The organism is Priestia sp. D51, assembly GCF_053345675.1.
Genome location: NZ_JBLTIR010000004.1, coordinates 193,777 through 208,099, shown reverse-complemented (window position 1 = coordinate 208,099; position 14,323 = coordinate 193,777). Strand labels below are relative to the sequence as shown.

Genomic DNA, 14,323 nt, shown 5'->3' with positions numbered 1-14,323 from the left:
ATTTGGTTGGTATTATAAATCAAAATTTGGATGGAGACAACAAGGGATGTCAATTGTAGGATAAAAGAGAAAGGAGAGAACAACATGTTTACAGTGGTTATACATGCTTTATTGTTAGCATTTGGTTTGATTTTACCTTTAGGAGTACAAAATGTGTTTGTTTTTAACCAAGGAGCAAATCAACGAACGATCAAACAGGCGCTTCCCGTAGTGGTGACGGCTTCTGTTTGTGATACGATTTTAATTCTAGTAGCAGTGCTGGGAGTTTCAGCAGTAGCCGCTACCTTTTCATTTTTTCAAGCGCTTATTTTTGGGATAGGTTTTCTTTTTTTAGCGTATATGGGCTTTGTGACGTGGAAGAGCGAACCTTCAAAAACGTCAGTAAAGGAAGGGATGACGGTGAAAGCCCAAATTTTATTTGCTGCTTCTGTATCTCTGCTAAATCCTCACGCGCTGATGGATATTATGGGTGTAATCGGAACAAATTCTCTACTGTACAGCGGAAAAGAAAAATGGATTTTTACGCTCGTTACGATATCCGTTTCGTGGATATGGTTTTTATCCTTAGCTTTTGCAGGAAAAGCAGTAGGGGAAATGGATTCAAATGGGAAAATAATGATTTGGGTCAATAAGGCTTCTGCATGTATGATTTGGGGAGTAGCTCTTTACATGGCAAAAAGTATGTTTTTTCAGTAAAATAGGCGCTAAAAGAAAAGTTATATAATAGAAAGCGAGGGGTAAAGATGATTCAAGGAATTAATCATATATGCTTTTCTGCGTCAAATTTAGAACGGTCCATCATATTTTATCAAAAAGTGTTAGGGGCGGAACTTTTAGTAAAAGGAAAGTCCACCGCTTACTTTATTCTAAATGGAATGTGGCTCGCGTTAAACGAAGAAAAAGATATTCCTAGATCAGAAATTCAGTATTCGTATACTCATTTAGCATTTTCTATTTCCATTGAAAGTTTTGACCAAGCAAAAGAGCTGTTAAAACAGCATAATGTAAATATCTTACCTGGAAGAAATCGTGACGAGAGAGACAAAAAATCTATTTATTTTACGGATCCTGACGTTCATAAATTTGAATTTCATACTGGTACGCTCCAAGACCGTTTAGCGTATTACCAAGAAGAAAAGCCTCATATGACATTTTATTCGCCAAAAGAGTAGTACTAAAATAGTTATATAAGGTTACAGTTTTATTACATTCGCATTCCTCGCTCAGTTATCATTAAATAAACGATTCTGTTGTGATATAATGGAAAAAAAGTGAGGAGGAGGAAGAATGTATACCGCAAAACAGGTGAAGTTTGGTTCGCATATTGTGATAGGCGTACTTTTCGGCATCCTAGCTGCAATGTTAATCGGCACTTTTTATCAAAATGTACCAGGTGTATTACCGTACGGGATGATTAGCGGACTTGCAGTAGGACTCATAGCAGATACATATTATACAATTAAAACAAAAATAAAGGTTATTTAATATAGTGTAGTACTATTCTCAGGAGAAATAAAAGATTCCTTTTGAAAATAGTACTATTTTTATGAAGAAAATGGTTAGTTTATATTTTAAAAAACAAGTAAACCCGCTAAAAAGATTACAAACTTATTATTTTAAATCAGAAATAGGGGGTGAAATATCAAATTAACTCTAAGTATAGAATTATATGTTAAAGTAAATAACCGTTTTCTAAACAGTGAAACGGTTTTTACTTTTTTTCTAATTAGTTTCGTTGCGCGTCAGATAAAAGGTCTAATAATTAAGCAATTGTTCGTAAAACTGAGGATAAGAGATTTTTTAAAGCTGCTACTAACAGATAAACTACTGTTGCTTTTAATGGTCTATCTATAGAAAACTTGATAATTTTTCTAAAATCGTTCTTTTGGAGTACATAATATATGCTATCATTGTTTGGTGAAAAAACTACATACCAAAAAAAGGAGAAAAAATGAAGAATTTAAGAAAAATCGGCCTAGGACTTGTAGCATCTTTGCTATCTATTAGTTTAGTAGCTTGTGGATCAACGAAAGAAGAACAAAAACAAGGATCTGCTAAGCAAGAGCAGAAACAAATGGGGAAAGAGCAGAAAAAACTCGAACAAAAACTCTCTAAATTAGAGAGTGAGTATGAAGAATATACAAAAGAAAAAGGATATATGGAATCTGATGATTATCTTGTTTTTGAAGCAGACTTTAACATACTAGCAAAGTCAATTGAAAGCAAGAATATTCTTCAGGGCGATGATGGTGAACTAGACAAACATGTAAAAGACTTAAAAACTGAGATAGACCATTTAAGTAATGATTAAGCAATAAAAGCTCAGAAGCGTTATGGTTCGGCAGTAGATGTGTACGAGGCTGCAATTGGTACTCATATGCATATTGTGTTAACTAAAGCGGATATTACTCAGCACTTTAATGCGGTGAACACTATTGAGTTAGACAAAGATTTTAATGCAGATAGCTACGATTATGAAAAAATTGATGCAGACGCAACTGAGGCTATTAAGTCTATACAAGGAATGCCTATGAAAAGAATAAAGCTTATTAAGGAAGAGTTGGAGAAATATAAAGCTAGCTTTAGTACTGAAGAATATAATCAATTAAATTCCGCAGTCACTAGCGTGACTTCGTCATTAAATAAGCAAGTTGAAATGCTAGAAGTTCTACAAAAAGAAAGTGGTAAGGATAAATCAACTTTAGAAGAAAACACAAAAGCTGCTGAAGTACAATTTTTAGATGCTAAAGAAAAAGTGTCTGCATTTGAATCTAAATATGATATCCAAATGTAAAATATATGCTTTAAATATAATTGTTTATTAAAATAAAAAGCCGTTTCTTAACCAAAGAAACGGCTTTTTATTATTTCTCTCTATTGATCTTTGGTGTACGTAAGAAGAGAGAGAGTAATAACGCAACTAGAGTCAATAGCGTCGCAAATAAGAATACATCGTTACTACCATATCTATAGTCGAAGTTGTTATTGCTTTAGCGAGGTGTTCCGTAGTTTGTTGCGTCATAATTGTAACAAGTATAGCAGTACCAATTGAACCTGCAACTTGACGAATTGTATTATTTAAAGCTGTACCGTGAGAAATTAAATGTTGAGGTAATTGGTTGATGCATTCAGTCACAATCGGCATCATAATTAATGCACCTGGCAATAATAGTAAATCTGATTGAAGCGGCGTAAAGCCTCGAATGCTTTATAGATAGATTGGCAGCGGTTTTGAAATTATTTAGGATGAAACATAAAAAATTATAATAAGATTTGTTGAAAATCAACTTGGGAATTATTGATGTAATTTTCTGAAACTTTTATTAGTGCTATAACGTATAGTAAGTATAGGGAATGTTAATTTAAATTCCTTTTTGCGGAAAAACGTTTAACATAAAGTCGAATCATCTGTTAGTTCTGTTTTGTTTAAAAGAATGTGGAGGGGATAGTTATTAAAAAACTTGCCATTTTACTTGTTGGAGGGTTTTTATCCTGCGGAGGATATATGCTGTATTACGCGACGCTAGGTGAATTAAAGAAGAAAAAGGGGGTATTAAAATGACAATGTGGCTATGGGCAGGCGGATGTATAGTGTTTTTGTTAGCAATGGGTTACATTGCAGATCGTGTAGCAATAAGGAGAAACATTGAATTTAGTCCGGAGGATGGAATTAAAAATGCTACAGATGCAGAACAAATATATGTGGAGAGCTATTTGAATGAAACAAAAAATACGAATAATAATATACCGCTTTAATAGAAATTATAAATAAAAGGTTTATCCGCTGCTAATTGCATTAGGGATAAGCCTTTTTGTTTTATACTTAGTTCCAAACTTCGTCTAAAGTATCTCTAAACAATTGATCTAATTCATATGTAGGGTCATCTAATTCTACAGATAAAGTTCGGACGTATTTGTCTAAACGGTGAATTTCTAAGTTTAAAAATTCATTAATAACATTAATGCGTGGTTCTAAATCTAACTCATCACCACTAATTTTCCGCTTTAACAGCTTGCTAACTTCTTTTTTTAATTCTCCTTCTGGTAACAGTTTCTCTAAGAGAATAGGGAATTCTAGCGGAGGAAATTCGTTATATTGTTCAATCCACTTAGCAGCTAACACAGGTCTTAAAACGTAAAAATATTTTTTGATTTTTACTTCATCACCTTGCAAATACTCTCTAAAGTTATTTCTAGCCATATTTAAATAGTGGTATATACAAGAAGTAGGAGTAAAGATGTTAGAATGTAGTTCTTTCATTTTATCAAATGTTGAATACGCCTTGTAATATACAATGTTTGATTGCATCCATTCTAGTAAAGGTGGGTTTGATTTTCTGAAAAGTTTTAATGTCTTGGTTAAGTCCCAGCCGCTAACATCTAACAGGTCATTAATAGGTAGCTCTATTACATCTCGCTTTTTACCTACACCGATTGGATCAATGCTTAAATACTTATTTTTCTTATGAATATAAATAAATCTAACATCATAATCACTATCTTTAGATGGAAAGTCCCATGCTCTACTTCCAGATTCACAAGCGTATAATATCTTCACGTCGTAATCTTCTTCAATTTTCTTTAAAGCTGCAACAATTGTTTCTTTCATAAGCCAACCTCTTTTTCTTTTAATGCTTTCTATATACAAATTATATTTCATAATGGATGGAAAATGGTAAATAACTAAAAGAAGCTTCCTTTAGGCCTCTAAAAAGCTAAGGAAATATTGAAAGTGAAAATTATATCACTCAAAAAGCACGACATCCAATTGGTTTCTGCGGTAACAGGTTAGAAGCGTATACAGTTCTGCACGGTGATGATATAAATGAGACTGAATTTCAAGCAGCCATTCAAAGTGCGTATACGTACATCCCCAATAGGATGTCTGCAGTGAAAATAGCTTTTGTTCGTCAAAAGAAGAGTAGTCTGCTTTTAGCTGGTTAAAACCATCTATTAAAGCTGTTTTGAGTTCAAGGTTTGTATAAGCTGGATGCTGCAGATAAAAGTCATTCATTTTATCTGCAGAGTAGCCTAAGGAAATATAATAGTCTGCACTACAAATGAGACATAAATGCTGCAGCAGTTCTTGAATAGACCGCTTGTGAGGGAGGGGACGATAGGCAAGCTCTTCTTCTGTAACCTCATCAATGATTGCGGTTAGAGAATGGATGTTGACGTGTATCTGATTAAACACCATCTCACAGTACGAATTCATGTATTCACATCCTTTTTATTCAACTAAATACCGCATTTTTTGATCCAGCCAGTACTCTGATTTTTCATTGTTATCGAGCTTGATATAGCAATCGACAATTTCATCATAAATGAATTCCTTTTCTTCTACTAAATCAATAAATTTAATAAGTAAAAATACGGCTTTTGAAACTTTTCCATTTTCACAAAGCCATTCTTTCATCCATATTAATAGATCAAGAAGAATAATCTCTATTTTCACTCGGATATCAAGGAACCAATCGTCATAAATCGTTGTTAAATAATGAGGAACTAATTGATGCAGTCGCTGTTCAGCTTCCTTGAATTTCAGCGCCGGGTCAGACTGTTCGGTTATCCACTGAAGGTCAGTTAGTAAATCTAATCCATCGCTTGACACATCTGTATTTAAAGAAATGAGCTGCCTGTTAACAAGTAAAACCGGCTCTGAATTTTCTGCGTTCAATAATTTTTTTAAATGAGACAAGTAGACGCGTAAATTCTTTTTGGCGTTGCTTAAAGGCATTTCGGGCCACAGCGCTTCGCATAGCTGTTCTCTGCTGATAGAATGGTGAAAAATAAGATATAGTAAAATTTCTTGAGCAAAGCGCTTATTCCAGCCTTCTGTAATAAGCTGACCATTTACATAGACGGAAAAAGAGTACAAGAAATCTACTTTAAGAGAGGGTGTGTGGGCATGGAAGTCTTTTTGTATGTCTATAGCCGTATCACTTTCCCAGTTTTTTAGTATTTTCATAGAATCATTCTTTAAAGAAGGGAGCTGGTATGTATTACTTTTAATAAAATCTACGACAATTTCTCTGAATAAAGCTGTTTTTTCTTTTACTAGAAACAAAGAATGTGCGTTAGGTATGGTCATATGACTGTAGTTTTTTAAAAACATCGTTTTTGAAATCAGATACTGAGATGAAAACAGCAAATCATGTTGGCCAGATACAGTGAGTACAGGAAGTGAAATGCTGCTTAGCTCTTGAAATAGACTGGCTGTAATAGAAAGTTTAACGAAGCAGAAATATACATTGGGATCCATTTGTTTAAGTCTTTCAATAACCTCTTGCATGTTTGTATATTCCAGACTTTCCAGTTTGCCTAATTCAAGGATTTTATTTACCGGTATTTGATTTTTGCTTTCTTCGTTGTAACATCTCTTAATCTTTTGAATGGTGCTATCTGAATAAAAAGGAAGAGACAGTAGTATCAGTCCTTCAACAAGAAACTCATAGCGTGCAGCAAATTTAACAGCGATTTGTCCTCCAAATCCCACGCCAACTAAGTAACATTTCTTTATATGCAACGTATGTAATAAGTGGAAAAGATCTTCAATATGAGCCTCAAACGATAATTCTCCTGTAGCGGAGGCGCTATTTCCTGTCTCTCTCAAATCGTAATGAATAACACGGTAATGTTGGGTTAATTCCGCAGTAATGGAATCAAAAAGCGTATGATCAGTAATAACAGAATGAATCATAACAATGGTTTCTGTCTTGTCAGTGAATACAGGCGAATGAACTTCATAGTAAATTTTTTCTGTCGCCGTATGCAGAAAAGGCATAAAAACAATCCTCCTAGTGTCTAACTGTAGCGTTTGTGTAACGGTAAAATTATTATGATAAGAATAGACAAAAATTTCAAAAAAATTGGTGCTTTTAGTAATTAAAAAATGTCTAATGTTCTAGTAATATCCATTATACTGTAAAACCATAGTGAGAAATAAGGGAAAATGCCCAAAAACAGTAAAAAGAAAACGTTATCAATTTTATAGAAAGAAGAAAGGAGTAGAGTTATGAATCTTAAAGACGAAAAAGCGTTGGACTTAGAATGGGTTATGCTCATAATGGAAGCAAAAGAAACAGGTATAAGCATCGAGGAAGTTAGACAATTTTTACAAAGTATTAGTTCAAATTCTTAGCCGATACAATGATAAGGGGATAAATCGTTCCCAAGTATAGATAACCTTTATAACCAGTCTCAAGCTATTTTCACTAGATGCATAATCATCCTTTTTTAGATGTATAATCACCCTTTTATGGTAAGAACGTTTATTTATAATGCACGGTAAAGTGAAATTATGGTATTATTATCGATAAGTAAGCATTAGTAAGGGTGATTATAATGACAATTGGCCAACGTATTCGAGATCTTAGAACGAAACAGGGAATGTCGCTAACAGAACTTGCAAACCGAGCGGGTGTTGCTAAATCGTACATATCTTCAGTAGAAAGAGGAATTCAGCTCAACCCATCTATTCAATTTCTAAACAAAATTTCTACCTCATTGAACGTGAGTATTGATAGATTGATTCATGAGCCTATGGGTAAATCTGAATCGTTGGATATTGATAATGAGTGGCTTGAGTTAGCAAAAGAAGCAGCGGAGTCAGGAATAAGCAAAGAGCAGTTTAAACAATTTCTTGAATTTCAAAAATGGCAGCGGGCAAAGCAAGATTAACTTCGCGGAATATACATAAAAGAGAACTTACATAGCACAACTGCTAAAAAATCATGATTGCAAAAAAGAGATTCCATTTATCTATGGAATCTCTTTTTTGTTGACTTAAGAAGAAATAAAATGAGACGGGAATTCTTTTTCTCGCTGAAACTGAATACGTTCAAGAGTTATTAATCTTGGCTTTCTTTTCTGTTCAAACTGTCTCAATGTTTTTGAAATCTCTTTGTTTTGATAAAAAACTTGATGCAGTAAGTCAGACAGTAAGTCAGCATCTTTTAATGACTCGTTTAATCCAAAAGCGCCAGTAGGAGTCATCGTATGAGCAGCATCACCTAACAAGAGCAGGTGATGTTTTGACCACACTTCGCTCATGCTGCTTTGCACAGAAAGAAGCGTAAAGTCTGACCACGACTTAATAAACCTTTCAATTGAAAGGTTTAAGCTAGGGAAAGCCTCTATTAAACGCTGAATAAACGGTTTAAAGGATTGTTTTCGAAGAGCAGGATAGCTGCCTTTTTCAATATTCCATCCGATTTGAACAAAGCCTTTTGCTTGAGAAAAAAGCGCTACCTGCTGCTGCTTCACAAGCGCAAATTTAATAGAAGGCTCCCAGTTGGCAGGTGCAGGAATTTTCGCCCAAAGCAAATCGTATCCATGATTATGAATATTGTTTTTTATGTGCGCAAGTTTGCGAACAGTTGAATATCGACCATCTGCTCCAATAATGATTTTACTTTCAACTATTATTTCACCCCGGCCTTTTTGCTGAGCTTTTATTCCAGTATATTGTCCTTTTTCATTTTGCGTTAGCTCCGTTACTTTTGTGCCCAGCATAAGTTTGTAGGAGGGATGGCTGCTTGCTCGGCTATCTATAGACTGAAGAAGATGCTGCTGTGGAACATGAATTCCTGCATGTCCAAGTTCAGATTCTATCGTTTTGAATACATGTCCATCTTTCCAGTATTCGACCCTAGACATTCGAAGGAGGCCTAAGCTTTCAATTTCTTCAAATATATGATGTTTTTTAAGAATCATTTCTCCATCTTTATTTAAATGTTCGCCTCGAAATTCTTTTCCAAGCTTATCAGATCTCTCTATCAGTATAGTTGATATATTTTGTTTAGCCAGTAGATAGGCTAGTAGAGCACCGCCTGGTCCGGCTCCTATTATACACACATCTGTTTGATAGTTCATTTTCTTCACCTTGTTTGTTATATGCAATTAAGTTACTTTTAGTAAGTATATTAACTTTTATAAATGTTAATGTCAACTTTTTTATAGCTTTTCTTCTATGGAATTCGTTCTTTGGTCGAAACACAAATAAGGTTTTACATAAACAAAGTCAAGAATTAAGTTTTATGGTAAACTAAAATACACAAATTATTTTGAATAATTTGTATAAAAAGGTGAAATTTAAACATTGTTGAGAAAAAGCACGGTTGGAAAGCTGCAGGATTTTTAGCAAGAAGAGTAGAGAACGTCTCTGAAAATTCTAGCAAACTCCAATTTCGACTGGAGGATGATTATGACAAAAGTAGAACATTATATTCAAACATTGGGTAACAGTGCAGATTTGCTAACGAAAAAGCAGACAAGCATTTACTTCGAAAAACTTTCAAACACCTTTCCTTTTTTAACAATCATGCAAATTAATTGGAGAAAAGTATTAATTAAAAAGTCCGCCCGGCATATTGAAGAAATCAAAAAATGGCTTCAAGAGATGAATATAAAAGAACATCAGGTTGTTTTATTTTGGAAACGAGCAACTAAAGCCGTAAGCGTCGATTTAGCTCAGGCTCTAACGTTTTTCCAACAAACAGCTGATCTTACAGAAGAAGCGTTTATTTACTGTCCGTCTGTTGACTATGTCATTGAATATTTTAAAGACGGTAAAATGATGATTGGTTTAGCAGCACGTTAATTAAAAGGGAGAAAAGCTGAGGGAAGAGGGGGAATGAGAACTTCTTCACTCGGCTTTTTATGCATATAAACTCTAAAAAATACGAAACATAACGTTATTTACAACATAAATTACCTTCTCTTTATAATTAGTGGGAAAAGTATTGACATTTTCCATAAAACAAATATAATTAACATTAATCATATTGTTAATTGTAAAAAGAGTGATCAGGAGAAATGCTGAATGTCGAACAAAAAAGCAATGACGAATCAAATGAAAAAAGAATACCCTAAACCCTATGGCTATACGTCAGATATTGCTGTATTTACGATTGTGACGGAAGAAAAAGAACCATACAAACCACCTAAAATGAATTTAAAATTAATGCTTATCCAGCGAGCAATGCTAAACGCGGAGGGAGAAAAGAACAGCGAAGCAGGAAAGTGGGCGCTTCCCGGCGGATTTGTCCATCCTGATGAATCAGCTTTTGAAGCGGCTAAAAGAGAGCTCGAAGAAGAAACGGGCGTGAACGATATCCATTTAAAACACTATGGTGTCTATGATGAGCCCGGAAGAGACGATAGGGGATGGGTCATCACAAACGCACATTATGCAATTGTCCCAGAAGATAGTCTAATAAAACGAAAAGCGAATGATGATGCTGCTCGAGTTGAATTATTTAAAATAGATGAAATCTTTTCATTGCCTTTAGCTTTTGATCATGAAATCATCATTCGAGATGCAATCAAGGAAATTAAGAAAGATTTATTGCAAACGACTATTGCTCAGAAGTTTCTGCCTTCTCAGTTTACATACTCTGAACTGCAGGCTGTGCTGCTTACCGTAACGGATGATGCGGCAATTAAAAGTGATCAGGCGTTTGCACGAAAAATAAGAATGCTGCCATTCATTGAAGAAGTAGACGGAAAAACAACGACGAGAACGTCTAAAAAGCCAACAAAGCTCTACCGGTTTGTTGAGATGAATGTGATGAAGCCAATCTATACAGCACGCTATTAAAAGAAAAAACTTTCAATTCAAATAATTAACAATATGTTAACTGTTAATTTTTATTTATGAGGGGGAAACACAATGAAAAAAGCACTGATTAACATTGATTATACCAATGATTTTGTAGCTGAAAACGGGGCTTTGACATGCGGAGAACCAGGGCGACACATTGAAATATCCATAAGCGATATCACGCGTCAATTTATTGAGCAAGGCGAGTATGTCGTCTTTGCTATTGATTTTCATAAAGAAAATGATTCCTTGCATCCAGAATCAGCGCTGTTTCCGCCTCATAATATTGAAGGTTCTGCAGGCAGGAAGCTATACGGAAAGTTAAATGATTTATATAATGTGTATCAATCAAAGGCAAATGTAGAATGGATAAATAAAACGAGATACAGCGCATTTGCTGGAACAGATCTGGAGATTAAACTGCGAGAAAGACAGATTACCGATGTCTACTTAGCAGGTGTATGTACGGATATCTGTGTACTTCATACAGCAGTAGATGCTTATAATAAAGGATTTGCTATTTATATTTATGAAAAAGCCGTAGCGAGCTTTAATCAAAAAGGCCATGAGTGGGCGCTCGAACACTTTAAATCTTGCCTCGGAGCAGAAATTATTTAAGGACATAAAAGTGGAGGAAATCAATGAATATGTTTACAGATGACAGCGTAATGTTACACACCGATCTATATCAAATTAATATGGGAGAAACGTATTGGGAAGATAACATTCATCAAAAGAAGGCTGTTTTTGAAGTTTTTTTCCGCAAACTTCCTTTTGGAAATGGGTATGCTGTTTTTGCTGGATTAGAAAGAATTATTGAATATATTAAAGCATTTAAATTTAGCGAATCTGATTTAACGTACTTGCACGAAGAATTAGGTTTTAAAGAAGATTATTTAGCTTACTTAAAAGACCTTACATTCACTGGGACAATTCGATGTATGCGTGAAGGTGAGCTTGTGTTTCATAATGAACCAATTTTACGTGTAGAGGCACCGTTAATTGAAGCTCAGCTTGTAGAAACAGCGATATTAAATATTGTGAATTACCAAACGCTGATTGCAACAAAAGCAGCCCGAATCAAACATGTAGTAGGAGATCAAGTGGCAATGGAGTTTGGAACGCGACGCGCTCAAGAAATGGATGCTGCTATTTGGGGAACAAGAGCAGCCTATATTGGCGGATTTGGTGCTACTTCTAACGTGCGTGCAGGAAAGAAATTTGGAATTCCAGTTGCAGGAACGCATGCCCATGCAATGGTGCAAGCTTATAAAGATGAATATATTGCATTTCATAAATACGCTCGTCGCCATAAAAACTGTGTGTTTCTAGTTGATACGTACGATACGTTAAAATCAGGAGTTCCCAATGCGATCAAAGTAGCAAAAGAATTAGGAGACAAAATTAATTTTACGGCAATTCGTTTAGACAGCGGCGATTTAACTTATTTGTCTAAAAAAGCTCGTCAAATGTTGGATGAAGCAGGGTTTACAGAGACAAAAATTGTTGCTTCCAACGATTTAGATGAAGATACGATTATGCATTTAAAGTCGCAAGGTGCACAGATAGATATGTGGGGAATTGGTACGAAGCTCATTACTGCATATGATCAGCCGGCGCTTGGAGCAGTGTATAAACTCGTCTCTATTGAAGGAGAAAATGGCGAGATGATGGATACGATTAAAATTAGTGCGAATCCTGAAAAAGTCAGTACACCAGGGTTAAAGCGCGTATATCGTATTATTAATAATTTGAATGGGAAATCTGAAGGGGATTATATTACGATGGAAGACGAAGACCCTCAAAGCGAAGAGCGTTTAAAAATGTTCCATCCTGTTCATACGTTTATCAGTAAATTCGTCACAAATTTTGAGGCAAAAGAACTTCATCATGATATCTTTGTAAACGGAAAGCTTGTGTATGAAACAGAAGAACTTCAGGAAATTCAGCAGTACGTAAAAGATAATTTAGAGCTGCTTTGGGATGAATATAAGCGCACGCGCAATCCAGAAGAATATCCAGTAGATTTAAGCGAAAAGTGTTGGGAAAATAAAACGCGTCAAATTGCGTACGTAAAACAAAAAGTAGCGGAAGCCCTAAATAAAAAATAGTAGGGAGCTGGAGACATGTCAGATACGCTTGCTTATTTTCAACAGCTAAACCCTGATAAGAAAATAGATACGCTCCTAGAAAAAGGAGCGAAAATTGGGATTTATGGTTCTTCTTTTGATCCGGTTACCAACGTTCATCTTTGGACGGCATCAACGGTTGCGCATCGAAAGAAGTTAGATGCTATTATCTTCTTGCCTTCATCGCACAAACGGACAGATAAAAAGCTTCAAACGTCCGATGAACACCGTGTAAATATGGTTAGCTTAGCGATTAAAGACAACCCGAAATTTTTGCTCGATACGTATGAGCTAGACGTATTGCCCGGCTATCATTACACATACTACACTATGGAGCATTTTAAAAAATTGCTTCCCCAAGCTGACTTATTTTTTATTATGGGAGCCGACTTACTGCAAGATATTGGTGAGGGCAAGTGGAAGAAAGCAGATGAACTTATTAGTGAAAACCAGTTTATCATCATGGCAAGAGAGGGAATAGACATGTTGAAAGCTATTAGTCATTCTCCTTTGCTTCGAAATTATGACGACGGCCGGTTTCAGCTTCTTGATAAGGGGCTAGCAATGGAAATCAGCTCTACTTATATTCGTCAAGAATTTGCCAGGGGCGGAGAACCACGATATTTAATGCCTGATCTCTGTTATTTTTATAGTAAAAAACATGGATTGTATCAGTAAGGAATCTACATATAATGGAAGGAGAGCATGTATCATGTCAGACATGCAAGAAAAAATAAGAAAAGAACTACATGTGAAATCTGAAATTGATCCAGCACAAGAAATTCGTGCCCGCGTTGATTTTTTGAAAAACTACCTAAAGTCAGCAAATGCAAAAGGCTTTGTATTAGGTATAAGCGGAGGGCAGGACTCTAGTTTAGCTGGACGATTAGCGCAGATTGCTGTAGACGAATTGCAAAAAGAAGAATATGAAGCAAAATTTGTAGCCGTTCGCTTGCCTCATGGCACGCAGCATGATGAAGCGGATGCGAAGGCGTCACTAGAATTTATTAAACCTAATGAAACATATACATTTAATATTAAAAACACGGTGGAAGCATTTGAAAGTTCGTTTACAGGTGCGACAGATATAGCGCTGTCTGATTTTCATAAAGGAAATGTCAAAGCACGTACGCGTATGATTGTACAGTATGCAATCGGAGGAGAAAACGGCCTTTTAGTTATCGGAACCGATCATGCAGCAGAAGCAGTAACAGGCTTTTTTACAAAATATGGAGATGGTGGAGCAGACGTGCTGCCTCTAACGGGATTAACAAAACGTCAAGGAAAAGCATTGCTAAAAGAATTAGGTGCAGATAAACGATTGTACGAAAAAGTACCAACCGCTGACTTATTAGATAATAGTCCTGGTCAATCTGATGAAACGGAACTAGGAATTTCTTATGATGAACTAGACGATTATTTGGAAGGAAAAGAAGTATCACAAGAAGCCGCTGAAAAAATTGAACAGCGCTATCGTATTACTGAACATAAGCGTCAGTTACCGGCTAGCATGTTTGATGAATGGTGGAAATGAGAGAAATGCCCATATTAGGTATATCTAATATGGGCATTATTTTGACTGATTTCTTTC

The 14,323-nt window shown here is 35.4% G+C and carries 18 protein-coding genes and 1 pseudogene; 14 read left to right on the top strand and 5 right to left on the bottom strand.

Features of this window, described 5'->3' with window-relative positions; translation table 11 throughout:
* Positions 1-84: 84 nt before the first annotated feature.
* From ACNHOZ_RS17785 to ACNHOZ_RS17765, 5 genes are all read left to right on the top strand, one after another.
* Positions 85-696 carry a LysE/ArgO family amino acid transporter gene (locus ACNHOZ_RS17785; RefSeq protein ID WP_034265797.1) on the top strand — a complete coding sequence of 204 codons (612 nt, stop codon included), beginning with the start codon at positions 85-87 and terminating at the stop codon, positions 694-696.
* Between the two features lie 47 nt (positions 697-743).
* Positions 744-1,172, top strand: coding sequence for a metallothiol transferase FosB (gene fosB, locus ACNHOZ_RS17780; protein ID WP_048021118.1), 429 nt, complete (start codon positions 744-746; stop codon positions 1,170-1,172).
* A 115-nt stretch (positions 1,173-1,287) separates the two neighbouring features.
* Positions 1,288-1,485 carry a hypothetical protein gene (locus ACNHOZ_RS17775; RefSeq protein WP_016763981.1) on the top strand — a complete coding sequence of 66 codons (198 nt, stop codon included), beginning with the start codon at positions 1,288-1,290 and terminating at the stop codon, positions 1,483-1,485.
* Between the two features lie 466 nt (positions 1,486-1,951).
* On the top strand, positions 1,952-2,311 hold the full coding sequence (locus ACNHOZ_RS17770; RefSeq protein WP_230683459.1) for a hypothetical protein: 360 nt from the start codon (positions 1,952-1,954) through the stop codon (positions 2,309-2,311).
* Between the two features lie 39 nt (positions 2,312-2,350).
* Positions 2,351-2,794, top strand: a complete 444-nt coding sequence (locus ACNHOZ_RS17765) for a hypothetical protein (protein WP_447697262.1) — start codon at positions 2,351-2,353, stop codon at positions 2,792-2,794.
* Between the two features lie 198 nt (positions 2,795-2,992).
* On the opposite strand, the pseudogene ACNHOZ_RS17760 reads toward ACNHOZ_RS17765, so the two are convergent.
* Positions 2,993-3,226: pseudogene (locus tag ACNHOZ_RS17760) on the bottom strand (hypothetical protein); the annotation flags it as partial.
* Between the two features lie 332 nt (positions 3,227-3,558).
* Between ACNHOZ_RS17760 and ACNHOZ_RS17755 the strand changes: the two are divergent.
* Complete coding sequence (locus tag ACNHOZ_RS17755; RefSeq protein WP_045290429.1) at positions 3,559-3,756, top strand: hypothetical protein; 198 nt, start codon at positions 3,559-3,561, stop codon at positions 3,754-3,756.
* 67 nt (positions 3,757-3,823) lie between these two features.
* Here ACNHOZ_RS17755 and ACNHOZ_RS17750 read toward each other — a convergent pair whose 3' ends face one another.
* From ACNHOZ_RS17750 to ACNHOZ_RS17740, 3 genes are all read right to left on the bottom strand, one after another.
* Positions 3,824-4,609: a nucleotidyltransferase domain-containing protein gene (locus ACNHOZ_RS17750; RefSeq protein ID WP_014460251.1), complete on the bottom strand. Its 786-nt coding sequence runs from the start codon at positions 4,607-4,609 to the stop codon at positions 3,824-3,826.
* Positions 4,610-4,744: 135 nt separating this feature from the next.
* Entirely contained in the window at positions 4,745-5,215 is a 471-nt protein-coding gene (locus ACNHOZ_RS17745; protein WP_014460250.1) for a DinB family protein, read from the bottom strand.
* Between the two features lie 15 nt (positions 5,216-5,230).
* Positions 5,231-6,784, bottom strand: a complete 1,554-nt coding sequence (locus tag ACNHOZ_RS17740) for an alpha/beta fold hydrolase (protein WP_447697261.1) — start codon at positions 6,782-6,784, stop codon at positions 5,231-5,233.
* Between the two features lie 231 nt (positions 6,785-7,015).
* On the opposite strand from ACNHOZ_RS17740, the gene ACNHOZ_RS17735 reads away from it, so the two are divergent.
* Both ACNHOZ_RS17735 and ACNHOZ_RS17730 read left to right on the top strand, forming a co-directional pair.
* Positions 7,016-7,141: an anti-repressor SinI family protein gene (locus ACNHOZ_RS17735; RefSeq protein WP_081214008.1), complete on the top strand. Its 126-nt coding sequence runs from the start codon at positions 7,016-7,018 to the stop codon at positions 7,139-7,141.
* 203 nt (positions 7,142-7,344) lie between these two features.
* A complete protein-coding gene (locus tag ACNHOZ_RS17730) occupies positions 7,345-7,680 on the top strand; it encodes a helix-turn-helix domain-containing protein (RefSeq protein WP_063248066.1) in 336 nt (111 codons plus the stop codon).
* Between the two features lie 105 nt (positions 7,681-7,785).
* Here the strand turns inward: ACNHOZ_RS17730 and ACNHOZ_RS17725 are convergent, their stop codons facing one another.
* Entirely contained in the window at positions 7,786-8,874 is a 1,089-nt protein-coding gene (locus ACNHOZ_RS17725; RefSeq protein ID WP_447697260.1) for an FAD-dependent monooxygenase, read from the bottom strand.
* A gap of 331 nt (positions 8,875-9,205) precedes the next feature.
* Here ACNHOZ_RS17725 and ACNHOZ_RS17720 point away from each other — a divergent pair, with 331 nt between their 5' ends.
* The 6 genes from ACNHOZ_RS17720 to nadE all read left to right on the top strand — a co-directional run bounded on the left by ACNHOZ_RS17720 (position 9,206) and on the right by nadE (position 14,266).
* Complete coding sequence (locus ACNHOZ_RS17720) at positions 9,206-9,601, top strand: CDI toxin immunity protein (protein ID WP_014460246.1); 396 nt, start codon at positions 9,206-9,208, stop codon at positions 9,599-9,601.
* 222 nt (positions 9,602-9,823) lie between these two features.
* Positions 9,824-10,600, top strand: coding sequence for an NUDIX domain-containing protein (locus ACNHOZ_RS17715; RefSeq protein WP_028413475.1), 777 nt, complete (start codon positions 9,824-9,826; stop codon positions 10,598-10,600).
* A gap of 72 nt (positions 10,601-10,672) precedes the next feature.
* The gene (locus ACNHOZ_RS17710; RefSeq protein ID WP_447697259.1) at positions 10,673-11,221 is read left to right on the top strand and encodes a cysteine hydrolase family protein; all 549 of its coding nucleotides are present in this window, start codon (positions 10,673-10,675) and stop codon (positions 11,219-11,221) included.
* Between the two features lie 23 nt (positions 11,222-11,244).
* On the top strand, positions 11,245-12,714 hold the full coding sequence (locus ACNHOZ_RS17705) for a nicotinate phosphoribosyltransferase (protein WP_028413473.1): 1,470 nt from the start codon (positions 11,245-11,247) through the stop codon (positions 12,712-12,714).
* A 15-nt stretch (positions 12,715-12,729) separates the two neighbouring features.
* Positions 12,730-13,410, top strand: a complete 681-nt coding sequence (nadD, locus tag ACNHOZ_RS17700; RefSeq protein ID WP_221833379.1) for a nicotinate (nicotinamide) nucleotide adenylyltransferase — start codon at positions 12,730-12,732, stop codon at positions 13,408-13,410.
* 34 nt (positions 13,411-13,444) lie between these two features.
* Positions 13,445-14,266 (top strand): ammonia-dependent NAD(+) synthetase, encoded by an 822-nt coding sequence (gene nadE, locus ACNHOZ_RS17695; RefSeq protein WP_168760724.1) that lies wholly within the window; start codon positions 13,445-13,447, stop codon positions 14,264-14,266.
* The last annotated feature ends 57 nt before the right edge of the window (positions 14,267-14,323 follow it).

What these genes read in the sequence shown, in the direction of transcription:
- ACNHOZ_RS17785 (WP_034265797.1), top strand. Translation starts at nt 85, where the DNA reads ATGTTTACAGTGGTTATACATGCTTTATTGTTAGCATTTGGTTTGATT.
- fosB (WP_048021118.1), top strand. Translation starts at nt 744, where the DNA reads ATGATTCAAGGAATTAATCATATATGCTTTTCTGCGTCAAATTTAGAA.
- ACNHOZ_RS17775 (WP_016763981.1), top strand. Translation starts at nt 1,288, where the DNA reads ATGTATACCGCAAAACAGGTGAAGTTTGGTTCGCATATTGTGATAGGC.
- ACNHOZ_RS17770 (WP_230683459.1), top strand. Translation starts at nt 1,952, where the DNA reads ATGAAGAATTTAAGAAAAATCGGCCTAGGACTTGTAGCATCTTTGCTA.
- ACNHOZ_RS17755 (WP_045290429.1), top strand. Translation starts at nt 3,559, where the DNA reads ATGACAATGTGGCTATGGGCAGGCGGATGTATAGTGTTTTTGTTAGCA.
- ACNHOZ_RS17750 (WP_014460251.1), bottom strand. Translation starts at nt 4,609, where the DNA reads ATGAAAGAAACAATTGTTGCAGCTTTAAAGAAAATTGAAGAAGATTAC.
- ACNHOZ_RS17745 (WP_014460250.1), bottom strand. Translation starts at nt 5,215, where the DNA reads ATGAATTCGTACTGTGAGATGGTGTTTAATCAGATACACGTCAACATC.
- ACNHOZ_RS17740 (WP_447697261.1), bottom strand. Translation starts at nt 6,784, where the DNA reads ATGCCTTTTCTGCATACGGCGACAGAAAAAATTTACTATGAAGTTCAT.
- ACNHOZ_RS17735 (WP_081214008.1), top strand. Translation starts at nt 7,016, where the DNA reads ATGAATCTTAAAGACGAAAAAGCGTTGGACTTAGAATGGGTTATGCTC.
- ACNHOZ_RS17730 (WP_063248066.1), top strand. Translation starts at nt 7,345, where the DNA reads ATGACAATTGGCCAACGTATTCGAGATCTTAGAACGAAACAGGGAATG.
- ACNHOZ_RS17725 (WP_447697260.1), bottom strand. Translation starts at nt 8,874, where the DNA reads ATGAACTATCAAACAGATGTGTGTATAATAGGAGCCGGACCAGGCGGT.
- ACNHOZ_RS17720 (WP_014460246.1), top strand. Translation starts at nt 9,206, where the DNA reads ATGACAAAAGTAGAACATTATATTCAAACATTGGGTAACAGTGCAGAT.
- ACNHOZ_RS17715 (WP_028413475.1), top strand. Translation starts at nt 9,824, where the DNA reads ATGTCGAACAAAAAAGCAATGACGAATCAAATGAAAAAAGAATACCCT.
- ACNHOZ_RS17710 (WP_447697259.1), top strand. Translation starts at nt 10,673, where the DNA reads ATGAAAAAAGCACTGATTAACATTGATTATACCAATGATTTTGTAGCT.
- ACNHOZ_RS17705 (WP_028413473.1), top strand. Translation starts at nt 11,245, where the DNA reads ATGAATATGTTTACAGATGACAGCGTAATGTTACACACCGATCTATAT.
- nadD (WP_221833379.1), top strand. Translation starts at nt 12,730, where the DNA reads ATGTCAGATACGCTTGCTTATTTTCAACAGCTAAACCCTGATAAGAAA.
- nadE (WP_168760724.1), top strand. Translation starts at nt 13,445, where the DNA reads ATGTCAGACATGCAAGAAAAAATAAGAAAAGAACTACATGTGAAATCT.